The sequence below is a fragment of the Micromonospora yangpuensis genome (genome assembly GCF_900091615.1).
GTDB classification, from domain to species: Bacteria; Actinomycetota; Actinomycetes; order Mycobacteriales; family Micromonosporaceae; genus Micromonospora; species Micromonospora yangpuensis.
The window spans coordinates 1,433,052-1,455,801 of sequence record NZ_FMIA01000002.1 but is presented as its reverse complement, the minus strand read 5'-3'; the positions used below and the strand labels follow the sequence as shown (position 1 = coordinate 1,455,801).

The 22,750-nt window shown below is 72.9% G+C and carries 14 protein-coding genes and 2 pseudogenes; 3 read left to right on the top strand and 13 right to left on the bottom strand.

All coding sequences use genetic code 11. From position 1 onward, the window contains the following. Positions 1-70: 70 nt before the first annotated feature. The 4 genes and pseudogenes from GA0070617_RS06855 to GA0070617_RS06840 form a co-directional block, all read right to left on the bottom strand. A pseudogene (locus GA0070617_RS06855) lies at positions 71-1,258 on the bottom strand (hypothetical protein); the annotation flags it as partial. 289 nt (positions 1,259-1,547) lie between these two features. Further along, entirely contained in the window at positions 1,548-1,790 is a 243-nt protein-coding gene (locus tag GA0070617_RS06850) for a zinc-ribbon domain-containing protein (protein ID WP_091435003.1), read from the bottom strand. 70 nt (positions 1,791-1,860) lie between these two features. Next, positions 1,861-3,207 carry a class I SAM-dependent methyltransferase gene (locus GA0070617_RS06845; RefSeq protein ID WP_091435001.1) on the bottom strand — a complete coding sequence of 449 codons (1,347 nt, stop codon included), beginning with the start codon at positions 3,205-3,207 and terminating at the stop codon, positions 1,861-1,863. After that, complete coding sequence (locus tag GA0070617_RS06840) at positions 3,204-4,556, bottom strand: FAD-binding oxidoreductase (protein ID WP_229688177.1); 1,353 nt, start codon at positions 4,554-4,556, stop codon at positions 3,204-3,206. The genes GA0070617_RS06845 and GA0070617_RS06840 overlap by 4 nt, the downstream gene beginning before the upstream one ends. 186 nt (positions 4,557-4,742) lie before the next feature. Here GA0070617_RS06840 and GA0070617_RS06835 point away from each other — a divergent pair. From GA0070617_RS06835 to GA0070617_RS06825, 3 genes and pseudogenes are all read left to right on the top strand, one after another. Then, positions 4,743-5,027: pseudogene (locus GA0070617_RS06835) on the top strand (DUF427 domain-containing protein). A gap of 58 nt (positions 5,028-5,085) precedes the next feature. After that, the gene (locus GA0070617_RS06830) at positions 5,086-6,066 is read left to right on the top strand and encodes an RICIN domain-containing protein (RefSeq protein WP_217628774.1); all 981 of its coding nucleotides are present in this window, start codon (positions 5,086-5,088) and stop codon (positions 6,064-6,066) included. Positions 6,067-6,163: 97 nt separating this feature from the next. Next, a complete protein-coding gene (locus tag GA0070617_RS06825) occupies positions 6,164-6,631 on the top strand; it encodes a hypothetical protein (protein WP_091434996.1) in 468 nt (155 codons plus the stop codon). 467 nt (positions 6,632-7,098) lie between these two features. On the opposite strand, the gene GA0070617_RS06820 is transcribed toward GA0070617_RS06825, so the two are convergent. From GA0070617_RS06820 to GA0070617_RS06780, 9 genes are all read right to left on the bottom strand, one after another. Further along, positions 7,099-9,051: a vWA domain-containing protein gene (locus GA0070617_RS06820; RefSeq protein WP_091434994.1), complete on the bottom strand. Its 1,953-nt coding sequence runs from the start codon at positions 9,049-9,051 to the stop codon at positions 7,099-7,101. 2 nt (positions 9,052-9,053) lie between these two features. After that, positions 9,054-10,631 carry a magnesium chelatase ATPase subunit I gene (locus GA0070617_RS06815; RefSeq protein WP_091434992.1) on the bottom strand — a complete coding sequence of 526 codons (1,578 nt, stop codon included), beginning with the start codon at positions 10,629-10,631 and terminating at the stop codon, positions 9,054-9,056. 198 nt (positions 10,632-10,829) lie between these two features. Continuing rightward, positions 10,830-11,798 (bottom strand): aldo/keto reductase, encoded by a 969-nt coding sequence (locus GA0070617_RS06810; protein WP_091434989.1) that lies wholly within the window; start codon positions 11,796-11,798, stop codon positions 10,830-10,832. A gap of 64 nt (positions 11,799-11,862) precedes the next feature. Then, positions 11,863-13,563: a right-handed parallel beta-helix repeat-containing protein gene (locus GA0070617_RS06805; RefSeq protein WP_425312152.1), complete on the bottom strand. Its 1,701-nt coding sequence runs from the start codon at positions 13,561-13,563 to the stop codon at positions 11,863-11,865. Positions 13,564-13,633: 70 nt separating this feature from the next. Next, positions 13,634-15,946 carry an endo-1,3-alpha-glucanase family glycosylhydrolase gene (locus tag GA0070617_RS06800; RefSeq protein WP_091434984.1) on the bottom strand — a complete coding sequence of 771 codons (2,313 nt, stop codon included), beginning with the start codon at positions 15,944-15,946 and terminating at the stop codon, positions 13,634-13,636. Continuing rightward, positions 15,943-17,310, bottom strand: a complete 1,368-nt coding sequence (locus GA0070617_RS06795) for an alkaline phosphatase family protein (RefSeq protein WP_175440455.1) — start codon at positions 17,308-17,310, stop codon at positions 15,943-15,945. Before GA0070617_RS06795 ends, GA0070617_RS06800 begins: the two co-directional genes overlap by 4 nt. 44 nt (positions 17,311-17,354) lie before the next feature. Continuing rightward, positions 17,355-18,977, bottom strand: a complete 1,623-nt coding sequence (locus tag GA0070617_RS06790; protein WP_091434981.1) for an ArnT family glycosyltransferase — start codon at positions 18,975-18,977, stop codon at positions 17,355-17,357. Then, positions 18,974-21,427: a glycosyltransferase gene (locus GA0070617_RS06785; protein ID WP_091434978.1), complete on the bottom strand. Its 2,454-nt coding sequence runs from the start codon at positions 21,425-21,427 to the stop codon at positions 18,974-18,976. The genes GA0070617_RS06790 and GA0070617_RS06785 overlap by 4 nt, the downstream gene beginning before the upstream one ends. Positions 21,428-21,775: 348 nt before the next feature. Next, the gene (locus GA0070617_RS06780) at positions 21,776-22,735 is read right to left on the bottom strand and encodes a lytic polysaccharide monooxygenase auxiliary activity family 9 protein (protein ID WP_091434976.1); all 960 of its coding nucleotides are present in this window, start codon (positions 22,733-22,735) and stop codon (positions 21,776-21,778) included. Positions 22,736-22,750: the final 15 nt, after the last annotated feature.

Sequence of the window (22,750 nt, the reverse complement as noted above, 5' to 3'; positions counted from 1 at the left end):
CGCCGGGCGACGGGGCCGGGAGGGTGTCGCCGGGCGACGGGGCCGGGAGGGTGTCGCCGGGCGACGGGACAGACAGGGCGTCGGCTCTCAGGCGGGCAGCGGCGCGCAGCAGGGCGGCGGCCTCGGCCTGGTCCGGCTCGGCGGTCCGCTCCCCGGCGGCCAGTGCGAGCACCTCCTCGACGGTGGCCACCCCGCCGAGCGCCTCCCGGACCGGACGCCCCAGCGAACCGGTCTGCCCGCGCGTCTCGTGCCGGCAGAAGTACGCCAGCTCGCAGCTGGCCAGGCACTCCGGGGCGTACCGGGCGTCCACCCGGCGCAGCGCGGCGGTCACCGTCGCCGGATCCGCCGCCGGGTCGGCGGTGAAGTCCGCCGGCACCCCGGCCAGCAGCGTGTCGATCCGTTCCATCCGGTCCAGTTGGCGGCGCAGCACCAGCAGTTGCTTGCGCACGTCGACCAGGCTCGCCACCGGCTGGTTGCCGAAGTCACGCGGGCAGATCAGCACCACGTCGGTGCTGACCAGCTCGGCCGGGTGCCCGGCGGCGGTGAGCAGGTCACGCAGGGCCAGCACGTAGACGGCCGACTGGATCGCGGCGGCGGCCACCTTGGCCGGATCGGCCTGCCCGTCGATCACCGGGAACGACTTGATCTCGACGACGTGCCAGCGGCCGGCGAGCCGCGCGGCGACCAGGTCGGGTTCCAGGTGCACCCGCTGCCCGGCCACCTCCAACGCCAACAGCGGATGGTCGAAGAGCGCGGCATCCGCCGCCGGGCCGGGACCGACGGTCTCGTCGTCGCGGGCCGAAGCGGACAGGCCCACGGCGGACGGGCCCGCGGCGGACGGGCCCACGGCGGACGGGCCCACGGTGGACGGGCCCACGGCGGCGAGCAGGCGGGCCCGGGAACGCCGGTGCCGGTCGGGCTGGCCGTCGCTGCCGTCACCCAGGTCGGTCCAGCTGGTCTCGGCCGGCACCGGTACGCCCAGCCGCTCGGCGACCAGCCGCAGCAGCTCCGTACCGCCGTCGGCCTTGAGCTGGGCCTCGAAGGCGTTGCCCCGGGTGATGGCGAAGCGGGACTGGCCGAACCGGGCCGGGAACCCGACCTGCTGCGCCAGGCCGGTCTTGTCCACCCCGGCGCTGTCCAGCACCGCCCGGCGGGTACAGCCCGGGTTGCCGGTGAGCGCGGCGATCGTACGGGCGTTGTGCCGCCGAGGTGGCACCCCACCCCGGATCTCGGCCAGTCGCTGCTCGGTGCTCCGCATGATCCGCCACGATAGCCGCCACCGTCGCCTGGACGCCGGACCGGCGGGGTGGGTCCGACGCCGGCCCGGACCGGCGAGGTGTGGCCACGCCGACGGAGGCGGCAGCCAGGCGGGACCGGCGGTCAGTGCTCCGGTGAGCGGCTCCAGGGCGAGCGCGGCAGCCGGTGGCCGGCCTGGGGGCGACGGGTCCGGCGGCGGTGCCGGCGGCGTGGGGTGCAGGGCGGGCGGGGCACCGAGTGGACCGGTGCCGGGGCTGCCGGTCGGCCGATCAGCCAGCAGAGGAAGCGGGTCATCGAGCGACCGGCGCCGTGGCCCGGCTCGCCTCGTCGCGGCTGATCACGTCCTCCGCCCCGCAGAAGGTGCACTGCCGCACGAACCGGGTCCGGATCGGGATCAGCGGCACGAAGAAGAGGGTGAACCTGGTCGAGTGGCGGGTGACCACCTGCGCGGCCTGTTTGCCGCAGTACCGGCAGACCGCGGTGACCACCCCCGAGCGGTGCACCTTGGTGCGCAGTCCGAAGATGAAGAACATCGCTCGCCTTTACCCCGCCCCGGCGGAACCTACTCGTCGTTTGGCCGGTCCAGTCGGGGCGCGGCGTCGGTCAGGGGGTCCAGTCGGGGCGCAGCGGGAAGGGCCGCTCACCGGTGGGGTCGACCGGGGTGGCCAGCACCTGGTGCAGCTGGACGCCGTTGCGTTCGAAGGAGAAACGGGCCCCGGCCATGTAGAGGCCCCACACCCGGGCGGTGCCCGTACCCACCTCGGCCACGCAGGCGTCCCAGTTCGCCGCCAGGTTGGCGCACCAGCGGGCCAGGGTCAGCGCGTAGTGCCGGCGCAGGTTCTCGGCGTGCTGCACCTCCAGGCCCACGTCGTGCAGCTCGCCGATCAGCCGACCCGGCCCGGCCAGCTCGCCGTCGGGGAAGACGTACCTGTCGATGAACGCCCCGGAGCGGTGCGCGGCCCGGTTGTCCGGTCGGGTGATGCAGTGGTTGAGCAGCCGGCCGTGCGGACTCAGCCGGTCCCGCAGCGCGGCGAAGTACGCCGGGTAGTTGCGGACTCCGATGTGCTCGGTCAGCCCGATCGAGGAGATCGCGTCGAACCGCCCCGGTGGGGCGTCCCGGTAGTCCAGGTGCCGTACCTCGGCCAGCCCGGTCAGCCCCTCCTTCTCGATGGCGGCCTGCGCCCACCGGGCCTGCTCCCGGGAGAGGGTCACCCCGAGGGCGCGTACCCCGTGCTCACGGGCCGCGTGCCGGACCATGCCGCCCCACCCGCAGCCGACGTCGAGCAGCCGCATCCCCGGCCGCAGCGCCAGCTTGCCGGCGACCAGCTCGTACTTGGCCCACTGGGCCTGCTCCAGGGTGTCGTCCGGCGAGCCGAAGACGGCACAGGTGTACGTCATCGACGGCCCGAGCACCCGCTCGTAGAACGCGTTCGACACGTCGTAGTGGTGCGAGATCACCGAGCTGTCCCGGCTCCGGGAGTGCCGCAGCCCGCCCAGCACCCGACGCCAGCGGGGCGGGGCCTCCTGCGGCGGGGGCACCGGCGGCAGCAGCCGTTCCCAGCCCAGCCCCCGCACCAGCGCCAACGCCTCGACCAGGCCCGGGGTGCGCAGCCGCAGCTCGTCGGCGAGCAGCCGCAACGCCGGGTACGGATCGCCCGGGTGCACCCCGAGCAGGGCCAGGTCACCGCTGACGTACGCCCGCGCCAGCCCCAGGTCACCCGGGGCGGTGAGCAGGTACGACAGGCCACGCTCGGAACGGATGGCCAGGGTGTAGCCGCTGTCGGCGGGGCCGAGCGCGCTGCCGTCGTACCCGGTGATCCGCACCGGCAGGTCCCCGACGGTCGACGCGCGGACGACGTCGGCCACGGTGGTGCGCGTCCGGCGGCCCGGCGGCCGGCCGGCGGGATCTGCCCGGTCGGCCGGGGTCCGGTGCTTCTCGGTCAGGCTCATCGCCGGGTCACCGCCTTCTCGTAGAGTCCGGTGAGCCGGTGGTCCGGGTCGTACCGTTCCCGCACCGCCCGCCAGGTCGGGCCGCCGTAGAGCCGCTCGAAGGACACCCGGTCGTAGTACGCGTCGGAGTAGAGCGACTTGTGCCCCCCGGCGGTGGCCACCGCGCGCTCGATCGACCGGTTGAGGTCGCCGTCGGCGGCCCCGGCCGGGATCGGCACGCTCCCCCAGAACCCGATGTTGACGTAGGTCTGCCCCGGTCGCAGCGGATACAACGGCCAGGCGGTGGCGCTGCCCGGCCCGGCCGGCTCGCGCAGTCGCAGCGGGCATAGCCAGACCGGGGCCATCCGCACCGTGTCGGCGAACCAGCGCAGGAACTCCGCCGTGCGGTCCAGCGGGATCTCCACGTCCTGCACCACCCGTTCCCGGGGCGGCCGGCCGCGCCACCTGTCGATCCGGGCGGCCACCTGGTGCCGGTGTTCCCAGCGGACCAGCCGGTGGTAGACGTCGCTGCGCCGCCACCGCGCCGGCCAGATCCGGCGTACCACCGGGTGCTGCACCCCGAAGGCCGCCGAACACCAGAACCAGTCGGTGTCCCACCGCCAGAGGTAGTCGTGGGTCCGCAGCGTGTCCCGCTTCCGCTCGCGCAGCGAGCGGTAGTAGATCGCCTGGCCGGTGTAGTCGCTGACCCCGGCCGCGTCGTCGGTGAAGGTCCCGAGCACCAGGTACGCCTCATCCGGGGCGAAGAGCACCCCGTCCAGCGCGTCGACCGGCTCGCCGGCCCAGGAACGGGTCTCGGTGATCTCGCCGATCGCGTCGGTCAGCTCGGCCAGGCCGGTGAACCGGACGTTGCGCAGGGCCACGTACCGGCGTACCGGTTGCAGCTCGATGCGCAGCCGGGTGGCGTACCCGAGACTGCCCAGCGAGTTGGGGAAGGCGGCGAACAGGTCGGCGTGCTCGCCCTGCGGGGCGCAGGTGAGCAGCTCACCGCTGCCGGTCAGCACGTCCATCTCGCGCACCGACTCGTGCGGCAGGCCGTGCCGGAACGAGGTCGACTCGATGCCCAGCCCGGTCACCGCCCCGCCCAGGGTGATGGTGCGCAACTGCGGCACCACCAGCGGCATCAGGCCGTGCGCCAGGGTGGCGTCGACGAGGTCCGCGTAGGTGCACATGCCCTGCACGTCGGCGGTACGGGTGACCGGGTCGACGGCGAGCACCCCGGCCAGGCCACTGACGTCCAGCCCCGGTACCCGGGGCTGGACCCGGGGACGGAACAGGTTGGAGGTGCGTTTGGCCAGCCGTACGGTCTCCCCGGCGGGCACCGCCGCGTACGACCGCCGTAGCCGCCGCACCGCCGCCTCGTGGTCGACCGCCCGGTCCCGGGCCACCGCCTCCGGACGACCGGTCTTCCCGTGGCCGGTCTCCCCTTGACCCGCCGCCCGCTCGGCACGCACCGCACACATGCGATCACTGTAGGCGTTCGAGTGCGGAATGTCGGGCAGGGTTGCGGCGTGGCCCGCAGCACCTAGGCTGGCGACATGCCGAAAGCCGTCTGGAACGACCTGGTGATCGCCGAGAGCGACGACACGGTGGTGGTCGAGGGCAACCACTACTTCCCCCGAGCGGCGCTGCGTGACGACGTGCTGCGGGAGTCCCCGACGCGGACCGTCTGCCCGTGGAAGGGCACCGCGTCCTACTACAGCCTGGAGTCCGACGGCCGGGCCAGCACCGACGCGGTCTGATACTACCCCGAACCGAAGGCGGAGGCGGAAATGATCCGCGACCGGGTGGCCTTCTGGAAGGACGTGACCGTCGTCGACTGACCACCCGGCGGCGGGGGTCGGCTGGCCATCGGGGCCCCGGTCGGGTGAGGATGCCAGCATGGCCGTCAGCGACCCGTCGTCCCGTGACACCTCCGGCACCGTCTACGGCGGGCCACCCGCCCGCCGCGGACACGGCACCGGGCAGGACAACACCGGGTACGGCGGCCGCGGCTTCGGCACCGGACAGGACGCCAGCGGGTACGGCGGCCGCGGTTACGGCACCGGACAGGACGCCAGCGGGTACGGCGGCCGCGGTTACGGCACCGGACAGGACGCCAGCGGGTACGGCGGCCGCGGTTACGGCACCGGACAGGAGGGCCATCCCGGGCGGGCCGGCCGTCGGCGGGACGCGCCACGGGTCGGCCGCGGCGGGCTGACCCGGGATCCGCTGTTGCGGGCCGCTTCGGCGGTCGGGCTGGTGGGCGTACTGCTGGGGGTGTTCTTCGCCACCGGCGTGCTCGGCGGCGGTGACCAGCCGGCGGTACCGACGAAGGCCGCAGCCGTGGCAGCGCCGAGCGCGGCACCGGAGCCGGAGCCGGAGCCCACCCCCTCGACGGTCGAGGCGACCCCCACCGCGGAACCGACGCCGACCCCCTCGGCCAGCACCGCCGCCGCCCCGGCGGGTCGGTCCGGACCGACGGTGTTCCAGGGCGTCGGCTCCGGACGCTGCGTCGCCGCCGAGGGCGGTCACCAGACGGCCCGCGCTCTGCTCGCCGACTGCACCGGTGCCCCCGAGCAGCAGTGGGTGGCCAACCAGGTGGCACCGGACGTGATCACCCTGACCAACGCCGCGTACGGCCAGTGCCTGGACGTCGAGGGTGCCAGCGGCGACGACGGGGCGAAGATCCAGCAGTTCCCCTGCCACGGCGAGCCGAACCAGCAGTGGCGGCTGAGCGCTGTCGGCTCCGGCCCGGTGCTGTTGGTGAGCGTGGCCTCCGGCCGGTGCGCGCAGGTCCGCGACGCCGGCACCGGGGTCGGTGCCGAGATCATCCAGGTGGGCTGCACCGGCAGCCCCGAACAACAGTGGGCCATCAACTGACGGTTCCACCCGCCCCGCCCGCCCCGGGTGGCCCGTCCGGGTGAATCCGACGGGCGTCACCGGCCCGGCCGACGGGCGGTCGGGGTTGACTGGGGGCATGGAGAGCGGCCGGCTGCGCGAGGCGTACGAGGAGGTGTTCGCGGAGATCGACGCCGGCGGGTTCGGACCGCCGGCCGAGGGGGACCTCACCGCCGAGCAGATCGTGGCGCACCTCGCCGCCAACGACGAGTTGATGAACGAGGCGATGGAGGCGGTGCTGGCCGGCTCGCACTTCGCCTACTACGACCTGGCGAGCATCCACCGCCCACAGTTGGACGAATTGGTCGCGGAGTGCGGCGGGATGGCCGGGCTGGCCGGGCTGCTCCGGACGACCAGCTCGAAGCTCTGCACCCTGGCCGAGCGGCTCGGCCCGGCGGCGCAGACCCCGGTCGAGACCCACCTACGGGAGGGCTTCTCCCTGGTCGTCGACGAGGTGCTGCCCTGGGAACGCACCCTCGACCTGCACCTGCGCGTCCACCTCCCGGCCCACCTGGAACAACTCCGGGCCCTACGCACCCCACCCTGACCACCTCCCGGGCGGCTCACGGGGTCGATCGTGGATCGAGTGATCCCCCGGTCCGCCGAGACCACGTTCTCGCCAATCGAGCGGCGTCAACGCCCGTCGGGACCACGTTTTCGTGGATCGAGCGGCGACAGCACCGGTTGAGGCCACCACATCCCGGATCGAGTGGCGACAGGGCCGCCGCGACCACCACAACCAGGATCGAGCAGCCACAGCGCCCAAACCGACCACCACATCGTGGATCGAGCGGCGACAGCGCCCACCCCACCACCACATCCTGGATCTGGTGGGGTCAGCACCCGCCGCGACCACCGCATCCCGGATCGAGCGGCCACAGCGCCCGGCCCGACCACCACAACCCGGATCGAGCGGCGTCAGCGCCCGGCCGACCATCACAACCTGGATCGAGTGGCCACAGCGCCCGGTCGAGGGCACGGTTTCGTGGATCGGGCAGCCGGGTGGGGCGGAGGTCAGCGGCGGCCGTGGCGGGCGCGCAGGTAGTCGGAGACGACGTACTCGCCCAGGTCGTCGGGGTCGGGGGTGAACACCCGGCCCCGGCTGCGGCGGGCCACCGCCGCCACGAACCGGCGCAGGCCCGGGTCGTCACCGAGCATGAACAGGTTCAGCGTGGCGCGGTAGCGGGTGAGCCGGTCGACCTCCAGGATCGTGGCCTCGATGGTCTCCGGCAGGGGCGGCCAGTGGAAGCGCGGCTCACCGTCGACCGGGTCCAGGTGCGCGGTCGGCTCACCGTCGGTGACCACCAGCACCACCGGTTCGGCGTCCGGGTGCCGCCGCAGGTGCCGGCCGGCCAGCCGCAACGCGTGCTGCAGGTTGGTGCCCTGCACCATGTCCGGTTCGGCCGCGGCCAGCTCCTGCTGGGTCATCGGCACCGCCTGCCGACCGAAGCCGACGATCTGCAGCGCGTCCTGCGGGAACCGGGTCGCCATCAGGTGCGACAGCGCCAACGCGGTCTGCTTCATCGGCCCCCACCGGCCCTGCGAGATCATCGAGTACGACAGGTCGACGCAGAGCGCCACCGCCGCCGACGCCCGCCGCTCGGTCTCGACCACCTCGAAGTCCTCGACGGTGAGCCGCACCGGAACGCTCGGGCCGGCCCGGTGGACCGCCCGGGTGATCGTGCGCACCACGTCCAGGGGCTGCTCGTCGCCGTACTCCCAGCGTCGGGACGCGCCGCTGACCTCGCCGGCGGCCCCGGCCGAACGCAGGTCGTGCTGACCGCGCGGCCCCGCGGAGAGGTCGGCGAAGACCCGGCGCAACGCGGTACCGGCCAACCGGCGCAGCGCCTTCGGGCTCAACGTCAGCCCGTCGGCGTCCCGGTCCACCCAGCCCTGCCGGCGCAGCTCCCGTTCCAGCTCCCGCAACCGGCGTACGTCGTCGGCGGCGTCGCGCCCCAACGTCCGGGCGACCGCCTCGACGTCGACGTCGTCCAGGGTCGCCCCGGGATGCTCCTGGTCGAGCTGGTCCAGCAGCTCGTCCAACTCGGCCAGGTCACCGAGCGCGCCGGCGGCCTCGGAGTAGCCGAGGGGTTCGTTGCCCCGGACCCGCTCGCTCCGGCCCCAGCCCAGGTCGGGCCGGAGCGCCCGCAGGTTGGCGTCCAGGGTGGCCAACTGGTCGTCGAGGCGGTCACCGAGCGACTGGCGCATCAGGCCGGCCAGTTCCTGGCGCTGCCGGTCGGTCAACGACCCCAGTAGCCGCTGCGCGGCCGCGGACCGCCGGGCCAGCACGTCGACCAGCTCGTCGACGTCCCGGGGGCGTTCCGGGAAGAACTCACCGTGCCGGCGCATGAACTCGGCGAACGCGTCGCTGGTGTCCTCGGCCCGGGCGTGCCGGGCCAGCAGGTCGTTCAGGTCGCGCATCAGCTCGGCCAGCCGCGCCTGCGCCGCCGGGTCGGCGGCGGAGCGGGCCGCCTCCCGCAGCCCGACGAAGCGCTGCTCCAGCACCTCGCCGCGCAGGCCGTCGAGAATCCGCTGGTACGTCTGCCGGGCCTCGTCGCTGGCCCAGGAGTACCCGTCCAGCTCCTGCACGGCGCGGGCGGTGGAGCGGGGCAGGTTGTCCAGCACCGCCTCGGCGAACCGGGCCGCCTCGTCGGCACGGCCCCGCAGCTCGTCGCGTTCCGCGGCGAGCGCCTGGTCGAGCAGGGCCCGGGCCCGGGTCACCGCACCGTCCAGATTGCCCCGGCGCAGCGCCTCCCGACGCAACCGCCGGGCCCGCGCCGCCAGGTCGTCCAGGCCACCCCGCCCGTTCGGACCCTGACGCAGCAGGTCCCGCAGGGCATCCCGGAGGCTCTCGCCGGCCAGCACCTGCGCGCCGACGGAATCGACCGCCTCCCGCACGTCGTACGGGGGTGCCAGCGGGTCGGGGCCGCCGCGCCACTGCCCGTACCGGAACCGGTTGCCGGCCACGGTCAGCCCCGGCTGCCGTAGCGGGCCCGGCCGTCCTCGGTGACGTCCTTGCCGAGGCGGCGGGTCAGGTGCAGCCCCTCCAGGACGAACTCGATGCCGGCGGCGGCCTGCCCCGGGGTGGGCGCGTCACCCAGGCCGAGCCGGTCCAGCACCTTGGCCAGCCCGCCGATGGTGCCGACCTGGCCCAGCAGGTCGGCGTCCGGCACCAGCTCACCGGTCTCGATCACCGCCCCGTCGGCGACCAGACCGGTGAACCCGGACAGGTCCAACCCGGCCAGCCGGGCCCGGAACGTCTCGGCGGTGGCGGTACGCAGCAGGTGGCCGAGGATCTCGGTCTCCCGGCCCTCCTCGCCGCTCTCGAACTCGACCTTCCCGCGCAGGGTGCTGGTCACCGACACCGCATCCCCCACCCGAGCCACCGCCCCCTCGGTAAGGAAGGGCCCCCTGTTAACGCTTTCTGATGTATAGGGGTCCCTTCCAAACACCTGGGCGGCGGCGGACCCGATGGCAGGCGCGGCGGGCGTGGTGGCGGGGGTGGTGGTGGCAGGCGCGGTGGGGGTGGTGGTGGGCGTGGCGAGGAGGGCGGCGCGACGTAGGGCGGCGGCGGCCACCGTCTCGGCTGCGGCGATGGCGAACCGGGCCGAGACGCCGGAGCGTACGTCGACCGAGGGCGACTCGCGCACCGCGCGGGCGAAACGGGCCAGCACCTCGAGCACGTGCTCGGGCACCTCGGCGACCAGGTCGGCCTCCTGCCGGATCAGTGCCAGCTCCAGCTCCAGGTCGAGCGGGTAGTGGGTACGCACCTCGGCGCCGAACCGGTCCTTGAGCGGGGTGATGATCCGGCCCCGGTTGGTGTAGTCCTCCGGGTTGGCGCTGGCCACCAGGAGCAGGTCCAACGGCAGCCGCAGCTGGTAGCCGCGGACCTGGATGTCGCGCTCCTCCAGCACGTTGAGCAGCGCCACCTGGATCCGTTCGGCCAGGTCGGGCAGCTCGTTGACGGCGAAGATGCCCCGGTTGGTCCGGGGCACCAGGCCGAAGTGGATGGTCTCCGGATCGCCGAGGGTGCGCCCCTGGGCGATCCGGATCGGGTCCACGTCACCGATCAGGTCGCCGACGCTGGTGTCCGGGGTGGCCAGCTTCTCGCCGTACCGCAGCGAACGGTGCAGCCAGCCGACCGGCAGGTCGTCGCCGGCCTCGGCGACCAGCGCTCGGGAGGCCGGGGTGACCGGGTGCAGCGGATGCTCGTTGAGCACCGAGCCGACGATCACCGGTGTCCACTCGTCCAGCAGCCCGACCAGCGCCCGGATCAGCCGGGTCTTGCCCTGCCCCCGCTCACCGAGCAGCACCAGGTCGTGGCCGGCCAGCAGGGCCCGCTCGACCTCGGGCAGCACGGTGTCGTCGTACCCGACGATGCCCGGGAAGCGGTCCCCGCCCGCGCGCATCGCGGCGAGCAGGTTGTCGCGCAGCTCCTGTTTGACGGTGCGGTACCGGTGCCCGGCCGCGCGCAGCTCGCCGAGGGTGCCGGGCAGGTCGGTGGGCGGCACCGGCGGTACCGCGGTAGACGCATCAGACGCAGTCACCCGCCCACGCTAGCTCGCCCGGACACCGAACGGGCGGCCACGCAACGTCACATCCGAGCTACTTTCCGGTCCCGCCGCCGGACCACCGGCCACCGACGGACCACCGGCCACCGCTGGACCACCGGCCACCGCGGGTCACCGGCCGACGCGGGTCACCGGCCGAGGCGGGCGCGGATCAGCGGCCGACGCGGGCGCGGATCAGCGGCCGACGCGGGCGCGGATCAGCTTGGGTACCGCGGCCAGGCCGGTGACCGGCCGGAACTGCCTCGCGGCGGTGACCAGGGCGGCGTACTCGTCGTCGGTGAGGTCGATCTCGGCGGCGGCGGCGTTGCGTTCCATCTGCTCGACGCTCGACGCGCCGGGGATGGCCACCACGTTCGGGTGGCGCAGCAGGTACGCCAGGGCGATCTGGCTCGGGGTGGCGTCGTGCGCGTCGGCCACCGCGCGCAACGTCTCGATCAACTGGGTGCCGCGGGCCAGGTTCTCCGGCAGGAAGTACGGGTTGGCCCGGCGTACCGACCCGCTCGGCGGGTTGCCGGCGTCGTACCGGCCGGAGAGGAAGCCCTGGGCCAGCGGGCTGTACGCCATCACGATCCGACCGGCCTGGGCGGCGTACGGCAGCAGGTCGTCCTCGGGCCCCCGGTCGAGCATGCTGTACCGGACCTGGTTGGTGAGCACCCGCCGGCCCAGCGCCGCCTCGGCGAACTGCCAGCGGCGCAGGCTGTAGTTGCTCACCCCGACCTCGCCGACCAGGCCGACGTCCTGCAACGTGCGCATGCCGCGCATGGTGGTGGTGTCGGCGATGACCGGGTTGGCCAGGTGCACCTGGTACAGGTCGATGTGGCCGACGCCGAGCCGGGTCGCCGAGGCGACCGCCCGCTGCTGCACCACCGGGGCGACCGGCAGCAGCGGGAAGATCTTGCTGGCCACCACCACCTTGCTCCGGTCCTCGCCGAGGGCCGCGCCGAGGATCCGCTCGCTGCGGCCGAAGCCGTACATCTCGGCGGTGTCGAAGAGGGTGACCCCGAGGTCGAGGGCGCGGCGGACGATCTGCGCCGCCCGTTGCTCGTAGTCGGAGCCGTAGCCCCACTCCCGGGAACCGAACTGCCAGGTCCCGAGGCCGATCCTGGACATGGGCTTGGGGGTGTCGAGCTCGACGTAGCGCATGCCCCGACGCTACCCGGGGTGGCCGCCCGGCCGGTCGGAACCGGTCGGACGGCCACCGTGGGCGTCAGCGGTAGAGGGTGTCGGTGCCCATGTCGCGGATCGCGTTGAGCTTGTTCCCGGTGAAGTCGTTGCCGGTGCCGACCACCGTCCGCACGCAGCCGGCGGAGGTGATGTGCAGCCCGTACCGCTGGGTCTTCACCGCCTGGTTGTCGATGGCCACGTTGCCGGTGACGATGTTGTCGGTGCAGCTCACCCCGCTGATCGTGGCGATCCGGATGCCGTCGTGGTTGGGTGTGACGTTGGCGCTGTCGGTGATGTGGTTGTCGGCGATCCGGTTGTCGTTGCCGCTGTCGACGTTGATCCCGTCCTGACCTGCCTGGTCGATCGTGTTGTCGCTGACGATGTTGTGGTCGGCCGTCTTGTTGGGCTGGTCGGCGCCGGACGAGGCCCGGTTGATCTGGATGCCGTGGCCGCCGACGGCACTGATCGAGCAGCCGGAGACGGTGTTACCGCTGCTGGCCAGCAGCTCGATCCCGTCGCTCGCGGTGCCGGTGATCTCGCAGTCGCGTACCGTGTTGCCCATCGACGACCAGGTCTGGTTCTTGCCGTCGAAGACGACACCGCGTCCCCGGGAGGCGGTCACCCGGACCCGTTCCACCAACACGTTGTTGCCGTCGTCGAAGTCGAGGGCGTCGCTTGTCGTGCGGGCCGGGCCACCAGCGTGGACGGTCAGGTCCCGGATCACCACCCCGTTGAGTCCCTTGGTGTTGAACGGTTCGGTGTCCGCGGCGGCGGAGCTGCTGTTACGCAGCACGGTGGCGGTCATGCCCGCCCCGGCGAAGATGATGTTGCGGATGCTCTCCAGCTTCAGGTACTGCGAGCCGAAGTCGAAGGTGCCGGCCCCGAAGGTGACGGTGCCGCCGCCGAGCGGGTTCAGCTCGGCCACCGCGCTCTCCACCACCGACTTGAGGCTGCCGGTGAAGGTCGGGCCGGCCGCCGCCGACACCGCCCGGTACGTGTCACCGCTGCGACTGACCGTGTACGGCGAGGGGTTCGCCGGCCCGGGGACGACCAGCTCGGGCCGGTTGGTCCCCTCCCGGCTGGTCAGCTTCATGCCGGTGTCGTTGCTGGTGGTCAGGGCGATGGTGACCGGCCCGTTCCCGGTCACCAGCGACGACACGTCCACCGACACCCACCGGCCGGCCGACACCGGTCCGGTGCTGTTGGCCACCGCACCGACCGCCGGCGCGGTCAGGTAGGTGATGGTCGTCTCGCCCCAGGCACCGTCTTCCACCGGGTGTACGGCGAAACCGGTGCTGCTCGCCGTCTCGGCGTACACCCGCAGCACCGCCGAGGGGGTCGATCCGGCGGTCGTCACCTCGAAGCGCAGGTACGTCACCTCCCGGGGCGAACCGTCGACCTTCAGGTACCTGCCGGTGCCGTAGTTGCGGGCCGGGTTGATGCTGTCCACCCAGCTGTCGGCGACCGGATGGTGGACGGTGGGGGCCGCCGACGACGCCGGCCCGGCGAAGCGGTGCCGGGCCGGCGAAGCGGTGCCGGGCCGGCGAAGCGGTGCCGTGGGCCGTCGCGCCGGCCCGGTGGATCGGTGTGGTGCCCACCGCGGCGGGCAGGGCCGGTGTGGTGCCCGCCGCGGCGGGCAGGGCCGGTGTGGTGCCCGCCGCGGCGGGCAGGGGCAGGGTCGGTAGCAGCAGGACGAGCACCGGTAGCGCTCGACGGACGGTGCGGCTCGCTCGTGACATGGCAACTCCCCACGTGCCAGTGCCGGGGCGGCGACGGCACCGGTGGCGAGCCGCCCCGATCAGCGGTTGATCACGTCAGACATCCTTCCCCCGGCTCCCCGTCGAGCCGTGAGCATCGGTGGCCGGCCCGCCATCGGCGGACGCGGCGGTGGGACCGCTGGCGGCGGTCGCGGTGGCGGCAACCCGGGTGCGGCGTCGCCGGATCAGCAGGCCCGCCGGCCCCAGGGCCAGCACGCCGGCCCCGGCCAGCAGCGCCACCCAGGGCGGCAGCGCCCGGTACTCGCCGTCGGCCTGGCTGCTCTCCGGGGACACGTCCGGGTCGAGGGAGACCTCCAGCAGGTCGGCCAGCACCCGCAGGTACGTCGCGCCGAAGCGTTCGCTGGGCTCGATGTGGGTGTTCTCGCTGAACTCGTTCCAGCTGATCACCCCGATCGCGTCGGGCGCGGAGTGCCGGGCGGCGGCGAAGGAGGCCCGCAGCGTCTCGCCGTCCCGGCGACCCACCTGCCGTCGACCACCGATCAACCGGGCGTCGAAGCCCGGGGTCACCGGCGCGATCCACAGGCCACCGCCCTGCCGTACGGCGCGGGCCATCGCGTCGAGCCGGTCGGCCACCCGGTCGCTCTCCGGATCCGCCGACGACCAGTAGTACGCCTGGCCGTCCAGCGCCGACCGGCTCGACTCGACCGCCTCGACGTTCTTCGCCGTGCCGAGGACCAGCAGGTCCCGGCGGGCCTCGCGGGTGGTCTCGGCGATCTCGTCGGGGTCGAACCGTTCGCTGCCGTTCCAGATCACCACCGGTCGGTCGAAGATGTCGAACACCGGCTCGGCCGCGTACCGCTGGGTGAAGTACCGCAGGTCGGCGCGGACCGTGGCCAGCGGCAACGGGTTCCGGGAGAAGTCGATGCCCTGGTAGACGATGCCCAGCCGGAAGTCCTCCGCGGCGGCCACCTCGACCAGCTTGGCGAGCCGGTCGTCCAGCAGCGGGGTGCGCTTCCAGGAGACCAGGAAGCCGTCGATGCCGGCCGCCTTGGCCATCCGGACGTGCCGGCGCATGATCTCGGTGTCGTCACTGGAGTACCGGCCCAGCGCCGGGTAGTCGACCTTCGCCCGGTTCCAGGAGGTCGCGTTGAACCAGATGTAGTAGTGCGCCAGCACCGGGGTCGGGCGCACCGTCGACGCACCGGCCGACCCGGACCGGGCCGGCACCGCGGCCATCGCCGGCCGGGCCGGCACCGCGGCCCACGCCGGCCGGGCCGGCACCGGGCAGAGCAGGCCGGCGAGCAGCACGGCCGCCGCGGCGGCAGCGCCGGTGGTCACCGCGTGCCGGTCCGGGCGGGCCGGTGGGCGTTCCCGGCGTTGCCGGGGCCGCCACGGCGGGCCGGTACCGGATCCGCGCCGCCAGCGCAGCCGTCGCCGCAGGTGCGGGCGACCGATCAGGACCACACCGATGGCGAGGGTGAGCAGCCCGGCGACGACCAGCCCCAGGTCGAACGGGGTGATCACGGTGAGGACCACCTGCTGGTCCCGGCTGATGCTGACCGGCCGGGCGAAGGACACCCCGCCACCGGCGACCGTGACGGTGTACGTACCCCGGGGCAGGTCGGGCACGACGGCCGTGCGGTCGGCGGCGAACCGGAGCCGCTCGACGCGGCCGTCGGCCCTGGTGAGCGCGATGCCGTCACCGGCGGACCAGCCGAAGAACATGTCGGTGGCGGTGAAGGACACCCGGTAGAACAGCAACCGTACGGTCCAGCTCTGCAGGTCCCACGGCACGAACTTCTGCCCGGCCCGGTTCACCACCGAGGCGCCGTCCACGACCACGTCGTCCACCACGTAGTACAGCCGTTTCGAGGCGAGCCCGCGCGGACCCTGCTGGGTACGGCTCTCGGCCACCCAGAGCGGCTCGCGCAGCTGCCTGCCCGCGAGGTTGAAGATCTCGCCGGTGTTGCTGCGCAACCGCATGGTGCTGACCCGGTCGATCGGCACCGCCTCGTCGAAGCGGTTCAGAAAGTTCCAGTGCACCTGCCGGATGGTGCGCAGTCCCACCTCGACGATCCGTCCCCGGACCCCGTGGTCGACGCTGCCCCGGGTCCGGTCGAAGACCACCCGACGGCCCTCGGCGACGGTGGTCGGCAGCACCGAGAGCCGGTCGTCCAGGCCGGTGAAGTTACGCACCCGCAGCTTCATCCGGCCCAGCCGGTCGGACCGGGCGGTGTCGCCGTCGACCTTCGCCGTCACCCCGGCCATCGGCGGAACCAGTTGCAGGCGCAGCGTGCCGGGCAGCGCCGAGGCGGGCGCGGCCGGCGCGGTGCCGGGCAGCAGGAGCACCGCCAGCACCACCGGACCGGCCGGTACCAGGCACCGCCAGAGCCATCGACGCGCGGTCACCGGACTCGCCTCCCGCGGACCAGGGCCACCCCGAGCAGCGTGCCGACCAGCCCCAGTGCGGTGGCGTACGAGGCGTAGACGGGCACCGGATCGGGTCGGTGCACGGCGGCCGGTTCCCGTTCGGTGCCGAGCAGCACGGCGGGGCGTGGTGGTGACCGGAAGTCGAACGCGCCGAGGAAGGTCTCCGCCTTGGCGTCCCGCTCGGCCAACGGTTCGACCCCCCAGTTGACCTGGATGAACTTCAGCGCCGAGGTGAAGTCGAGGGTGGTCGAGTCGACGTACCCGCGCCGAGCGTACGGACTGACCAGCAGGGTGGGCACCCGGAAGCCGTACCCGTAGCGGTCGACCTGCGGTGGCTTGACGTGGTCGTACCAGCCGCCCCAGTCGTCGTAGGACCAGAGGAACGCCGACGAGGGCCAGGCCGGTGAGCGCATCAGCTGGGTGATCAACGAGCGGACCAGGTTCTGCCCGGAGGCGATGTTGCCCGGCGGGTGTTCGCTGTTGCCCGACGGCGCGACGAACGAGACCGCGGGCAGGTTGCCGGTGGCCGCGTCGGTGTAGTACTCGTCCAGGTCCACGATCTTGCTGGAGAGCCTGGGGTCGTCGACGTACCGCGCGTAGGCCAGCAGCGGCACCCAGATGACCTGCGCCCCGCGGTCGATGTTCTCCTCCTCGACCCGGGACCGGAAGGTGATCGTCGGGTCGTAGTTCTGCACGTAGAACTTCCAGCTGATGCCGGCGGCCTCCAGCCGGTCGAAGATGGTCGGGATGTCGCCCCAGCCCTGCGCCGGGATGGTCTCCGCCTTGCCGGCCGCGCCGGGTCCGCCGGTCACCCGGTACATGTGGTTGCGGATGCTGCCGGAGTTCGACGAGCTGAAGAAGCGGTCGAAGAGCACGTACTCGTCGGCGACGTTCCAGTAGAACGGCAGGTCCCGGTCGTCGTAGTAGGCCATCGCCATCTTGCCGTCCTTGCCCTGGCTGCTCACCCCCTCGACGAAGCCGTCCATCCGGCCGCCGTTGTACTGCTGCCGGAACGCCTCGGCGGAGTGGTCCAGGTCGATCGCACCCAGGTCGCCGATGTGGAACGGGGTGACGCAGGGTTCCGGCTGGCCGGCCTTGACCGGCATGCAGACGTCCTTCGGGATGCCGTCGACCCCTTCCCGGGTACCGAAGTAGTTGTCGAAGGTGTGGTTCTCCTGCATCAGGAAGATGAAGTGGTCGATCGGCGTCGTGGTGGCCCGCCCGGCGGCGGGGGCCGCCAGCGCCGCACCGGCCGGGGCCAGGTTGGCCAGCAGGAGGGCGAGCAGCAGCGCGGCGGCCGAGGTCAGCCGGCGGCGACCGGTACGGGCACCGGGGTCAGTCATCGATTTCCTTCCATGGATGCCCCGGCGTCGGGGCGGGAGGGCGGTCACGGCCGCACCTCGTAGACGACGATCACGGGTACCGGCACCGGCCGGCCCGAGGAGTCGGGCTGGTCGACGTACTCGGTGTGCACCACCCGCCCGTGGTAGCGACGGACCAGGATCATCAGCCGCTGGGCGAAGAACTCCGACCGGCCGGCCGAGAAGGAGTCCCAGACCACGTAGTGCAGGTCGTTGCTGCGCAGGCGGTTGTCCGGGTTGTTCAACGGGACGTAGGACGGGTTGCGGTGCAACGGGTTCGGGCTGACCGAGAGCCCGTAGCTCTCCCGGTGCCCGTAGTAGCGCACGATGTTGGCCATCGAGGGGCCGAGGGTCAGGATGACCGCCCCTTCGGGGGTGTTGGCCATCAACCACCGGCCGACCTCCCGGCCGCCGGGCACGCCACCGGAGCCGGCCAGGAAGGTCGTCCCGCCCGGCGGGCTGACCACCTTCCAGCACGGTACGGCCAGACTCAGCACCACCACGGCGACGAGGGCGACCCGGACACCCCGCACCGGCCCACCGCCGGCGGACCGGCGCAGCCATCCCGGCCAGCTCAGCCATCCTGGTCGACGCAGCCGGGTCGGCGCGGGTACGGCCACCAGCGCCCGGCCGGCCAGCAGCACCATCGGGATCGCCACCGGCAGCAGGTACTGGAAGCCCTTGACCGGCCAGAGCTGGAAGAACAGCACCGGCACCGCGATCCAGGACAGCAACAGGGTCTCCCGCCAGGTCCACCGGCGGGCGCTCCACACCAGCGCGACCACCGCGGCGGCCACCAGCAGCAGCCCCATCGCCACCGGCACGGTCCTGAGATAGAACTCCGGCGGGTGGTTGGGGCGGCGGAACAGCTGCCAGACCAGGTAGTTGCGACCGGTGCTGCTCCGGCCGGCCAGCGCCTGGGAGAGCGGGTGCACCGCGAAGACGACCGCCAGCACCGGCAGGGCGAAGAAGGTGGCCCGGATCGGCCGGCGCACCGCCGGGGTCAACGCCAGGAACGCGTAGACGCTGCCGGCCAACACCACGCTGGTCTCCTTGGCGAGCATGGTGAGGCCGAGCATCGCCGCCGTCGCCACGTACCAGAGCAGTTGCTGGCGTTGCACGTAGCGCACCAGGCAGTAGAGGGTGAGCGTGCTGAAGAAGAGCATCGGCCCGTCCAGCAGCACCTGCCGGGTCACGGTGGCGTGGTACGGCATGACCGCGAGCAGCAGCGCCGCCACCAGACCGACCCGGCGGCCGTACAGCCGGGTGCCCAGGGGGTAGACCGCCAGCACGGTGCCCACCCCGAACGCGGCCACCACCAGCCGCCCGACCAGGTCGGCCTCACCGGTGCGGAAGAACGGCGACAGCACCGCCTGGACCAGCATCGGGTGGGCCCGGAAGACCGGGAAGTGCGGGGTGTAGCGGGGGTTGCCGGCCAGCGAGGCCGCCTGCCCGGCGTACACCGCCTCGTCGCTGTTGAAGCCGAAGCTGTCCAGCTGCCAGGTCCGCACCAGCACCGCCAGGGTCGCGATCGCCAGCAGCGCGCCGACCACCGGCCACCGCACCCGCCGGACCGCCGCCGCCGGCTGGTCCGCGGTCCGCCGCCGCTGCCCGGGTACCACCCAGCTCGGCGCCTTGAGCACCCTCATGCGCCGCCCCCGGCGGTGGCCAGGTCCGCACTCCAGCGGGGCCAACCCTGCGCCGGTACGACCCCGACGGCCGCCTCCGGGCGCTCCTGGCGCAGCAGGTCGGGAATGTCGTCGGCCCAGCCGAACCGGTCCGAGGCGATCACCCGGCTGCGGACCCGGGTCAGGAAGCCGGTGAGGATCTCCAGCTCCCGCTCGCGCAGCTGCGGGTAGCTGAGCCCGCCGATGGTCAACGAGGGGGCGAGGTACCGGAACGGCGGGAAACCGTACGCGTCGTCGGTGTTCTGGATCATCCGCTGCACCGTCTCGGCGGGGGTCAGCTCGCTGATCGCGGGCGTACCGCGTTCGATGACGAAGAGCTCCTCGACCCGGGTGGTGGTCCCGATGCGGCAGGGCACCAACCGGTCCACGCTGTACTTCGGCGGTGGGACCAGCAGTTGGGTGACCGCGTTGATGCCCATGATCGGCAGGTTGAACCGACTCAGGGTCAGCGCCAGCGACCGGCCGCCCTTGGAGTGCAGCCGGCTCTGCAGCTGCAACCGCCGCCACTCTCCCGGGGTGAGGTCCTGCGCCTGCACCGCGCGCAGCGTGTGGGAGCTGATGGTCAGCGGCTTGGGGAAGCAGTGCGCCACCCCGTCCGGCCGGACGATGGTCATGTCGTCGGAGAGGAACAGCCCGCCGTCGTCGCGCAGCAGCCGCAGCACGGTGGCGGTCTTGCCGGTGTCGGTGAGCGCGGAGAGCATCACGCCGACGCCGTCGAGGGTGACGCAGGCCGAGTGCAGGAGCATGTGGCCGCGCGAGACCATCACGAAGCGCAGCAGCGCCTCCAGGATGTTGGTGTAGACCACGTGCGGCGAGCGGGCCAGCAGCGGGCCCACCCGGATGTCGATCGGTGGGCCGAGCTGGATCCGGAAGTTCGCCCCCAGCCGGCCCAGTTGTTCGGTGTACCGCAGCACGTCCTGCTGGGCGCACTGGGTCATCGCGGCGCGGCGCTGCGGGCCTCGGCCCCCGACGTCGTCGACCCGGACCTTGATGTCCAGGTCGGCGTCGGCCACCCACTGGGCCCGGAAGAACTCCAGCTCCGGCAACATGATCTGGGAACCGATGGTGACCACGCCGGCCACGTCGTAGCGGTACGGCAGGTACTGGTACCGCCGCCGGGAGGGCGGGGTGACGCGCTCGGCCGCGCCGAAGGCGACCAGCAGGCACACCGGGTCCCGGCGTCCCCGGTCGTCGGCGCTGTAGATGACCCGGTCGTTGATCAGGAACCGGACCAGGAAGAGCGCGACCAGGGTGACCGCGTTGGCGGCCAGCACACCCACCCCGGCCCAGACCAGGGCCTGCAGCACCGGCAGCCGGACCAGCAGCAACACGTTGTTGAGCAGGAAGAACCGGAACGCCCGGGCAGGTAGCGAGCCACGCCGTTGGCCGCGGTAGATCAGGTTGTCCACCAGCAGGAAGTTCCACGAGGTGGAGAGCTGGGTGGCCAGCGTCGCGCCCACCAGGTGGTGCAGCTGGGCGGGCTCGTAGAAGAACCAGAGCGCCGCGGTGTTCACCACCATCCCGGAGAGCCCGACCAGACCGAAGGCGACCATCCGGAACAGCTCGTGGAAGCGCTCACGGATGGTCCGTGGACGCTGCCGGATCTGCCCCACCAGGCGTTGCCCGCGCAACCGGCTGAGGTGCCGCAGGAAGGCGACGCCCTCGGACAGCGAGGCCTTGGAGTGGCCGGCGTGGCGCTTCTCCATCTCGTAGGACACCTCGGCGACCCGGGCACCGGGGTGCCGGACCAACAGCTCCAACAGGACCTTGAAGCCGAGCGGATGCATCCGGTCCAGCCGGACCGCCGAGCGGCGGAAGACGAACAGGCCACTCATCGGGTCGCTGACCGTGGCCAGCCGGAGCGGGAAGAGACTCTTGGCCAGCCGGGTCGCACCGACCGAGGTGAGCTCGCGCAGCAGGCCGCCGAGCCCACCCCGGGAGCCGTGGCCGGCGTACCGGGTGCCGATCACCACGTCGACGTCGTGCCGCAACGCGACGGCCGCCAGCGCGGCGGCGGCCTCCGGTGGGTGTTGCAGGTCGCCGTCCATCACCAGCACCCACTCCCCCCGGGCGTGGTGCGCGCCGGCGAGCACCGCGCCGCCCAGTCCACCGCTTCGGCGCTGGGCCGGCCGGTGCAGCAGGCGGACCGGCACCGTCGCGCCGGCGGCGTGCCGGGCCAGCACCGCCGGGGTGTCGTCGTCGCTGTCGTCGACGACGAGGATCTCCGCGCCGATGGTGGCCACCGCCGGGACGAGCCGGTTCAACAGCTCCGCCACGTTGCCCGCCTCGTTACGGGTGGGCACCAGGACGGTGAGCCGGATCCGGCCGCCCACCGGCGGCTCGTGCAGGGTCCGTGGCGCGTCGTCGTCTGGCCGGCGAACCGCCGGGTGACCGGTCGCGGCAGTTGTCATTGAACCCTCCGGGCTCCGCGTGGACAGCAGCACTCACCGCCGCAAAGGACGGTGGGCCATTCCTGAATGCTCGCCGGGAACCGTGACGTGAATCGATTTTCACGTACGCCACATCATCGGTGAATGGCGAGAATACGCAGAGAGTAGAGCGAGTTAAGCGCAGGGGTCCACGTCCCTTCCGGTCGCATGGTCGACCGAAAGAGACCTCGACAAGTTCGCATTGTGCAGCTAAAGAGGCAGCTCAGAGTCCACAAATAACGAGAATATTATTCTAATAGTGAACGACGACAAGCGCTTTCCCGGTCGCAAATTCCATCTGTGAGCGCCATTCTTGTTTCGGTGACCCGATCACCAGATCCGGCGTTTACCGACCCGGTGGTTACGCACCTGACACGGTCGACCGGGAGCCACCGGCCGGGGTCGCCGCAATCGCACGGCGGCCATGCCGACCAGCAGCGGAACCACCACCACCGCGGCACCGACCAGCAACGGCCGGCCCCCGGGCAGTTGGGCGGTCGCGGTCACCGACGCCACCGGCACCCCCGGATCGGTCTGTGCCGCCGACGCCGTACCCGACGGTGTCTCCACCGCCGCGTCGACGGCACTGACCGACGACGGGGCAGCACGGTCGTCACCCGACGACGGGGCAGCACGGTCGTCACCGGCGGACCGGAGGAGCACGTCCGAGCAGGAGTAGTAGGTGTCCGGAGTGTCGGAGTTCTGCCAGACGGTGTAGATCAGGTGTCGCCCGGTCCGCCCCGCCGGCAGGATCCCCGACACCCGGTACTCCCCACCCCGCACCGGCGGGTCGGTCACCCGCAGAAACGGCAGCCGGTCCAGGTCCGCCCAGGTCAACGGCGCGTTCGGGTCATAGCCGTCGACGGTGAGGTAGAGCCGGAAGGTGCCCCGCTGCTCGACGGTGTTCCGATAGCGGAAGGTGAAGGCGCTGCCGCCGGTCAGCTCGGTGGTCGGCCAGTCCACCCGGGGCAGGTCCAGTCCCCGGTACGCCGACAGGCCGCCGCTGCACAGCTCACCGTCCGGGATCACCTCCCGGTCCCGGCCGGCCACCCCGTACACCCGGATGTTGTCCCACTCGCGCAGCGCCGCCCCGGCCGCCACTGCCGCCCGGCAGGCGGGGGTGTCGGCCGCCGGGCTGCCCGGCGCGCAGCCGGCCGACCGGCTCACCGGGTCGACGGGAGCACCGTGCGCCGAGGCCGGCCCGGTGGGCGGCAGCACCACGGCCGCCCCGGTGAACAGCACCGCGGCGGCGGCGACCCCGACGGCGGCGAGCGTTCGGCGTACGGTCACGGCTTCGACCTCCCG

Excerpts from the sequence above, each read along its gene's own strand:
- GA0070617_RS06850 (WP_091435003.1), bottom strand. The coding sequence starts at position 1,790 with ATGTTCTTCATCTTCGGACTGCGCACCAAGGTGCACCGCTCGGGGGTG.
- GA0070617_RS06845 (WP_091435001.1), bottom strand. The coding sequence starts at position 3,207 with ATGAGCCTGACCGAGAAGCACCGGACCCCGGCCGACCGGGCAGATCCC.
- GA0070617_RS06830 (WP_217628774.1), top strand. The coding sequence starts at position 5,086 with ATGGCCGTCAGCGACCCGTCGTCCCGTGACACCTCCGGCACCGTCTAC.
- GA0070617_RS06825 (WP_091434996.1), top strand. The coding sequence starts at position 6,164 with ATGGAGAGCGGCCGGCTGCGCGAGGCGTACGAGGAGGTGTTCGCGGAG.
- GA0070617_RS06810 (WP_091434989.1), bottom strand. The coding sequence starts at position 11,798 with ATGCGCTACGTCGAGCTCGACACCCCCAAGCCCATGTCCAGGATCGGC.
- GA0070617_RS06795 (WP_175440455.1), bottom strand. The coding sequence starts at position 17,310 with ATGACTGACCCCGGTGCCCGTACCGGTCGCCGCCGGCTGACCTCGGCC.
- GA0070617_RS06790 (WP_091434981.1), bottom strand. The coding sequence starts at position 18,977 with ATGAGGGTGCTCAAGGCGCCGAGCTGGGTGGTACCCGGGCAGCGGCGG.
- GA0070617_RS06785 (WP_091434978.1), bottom strand. The coding sequence starts at position 21,427 with ATGACAACTGCCGCGACCGGTCACCCGGCGGTTCGCCGGCCAGACGAC.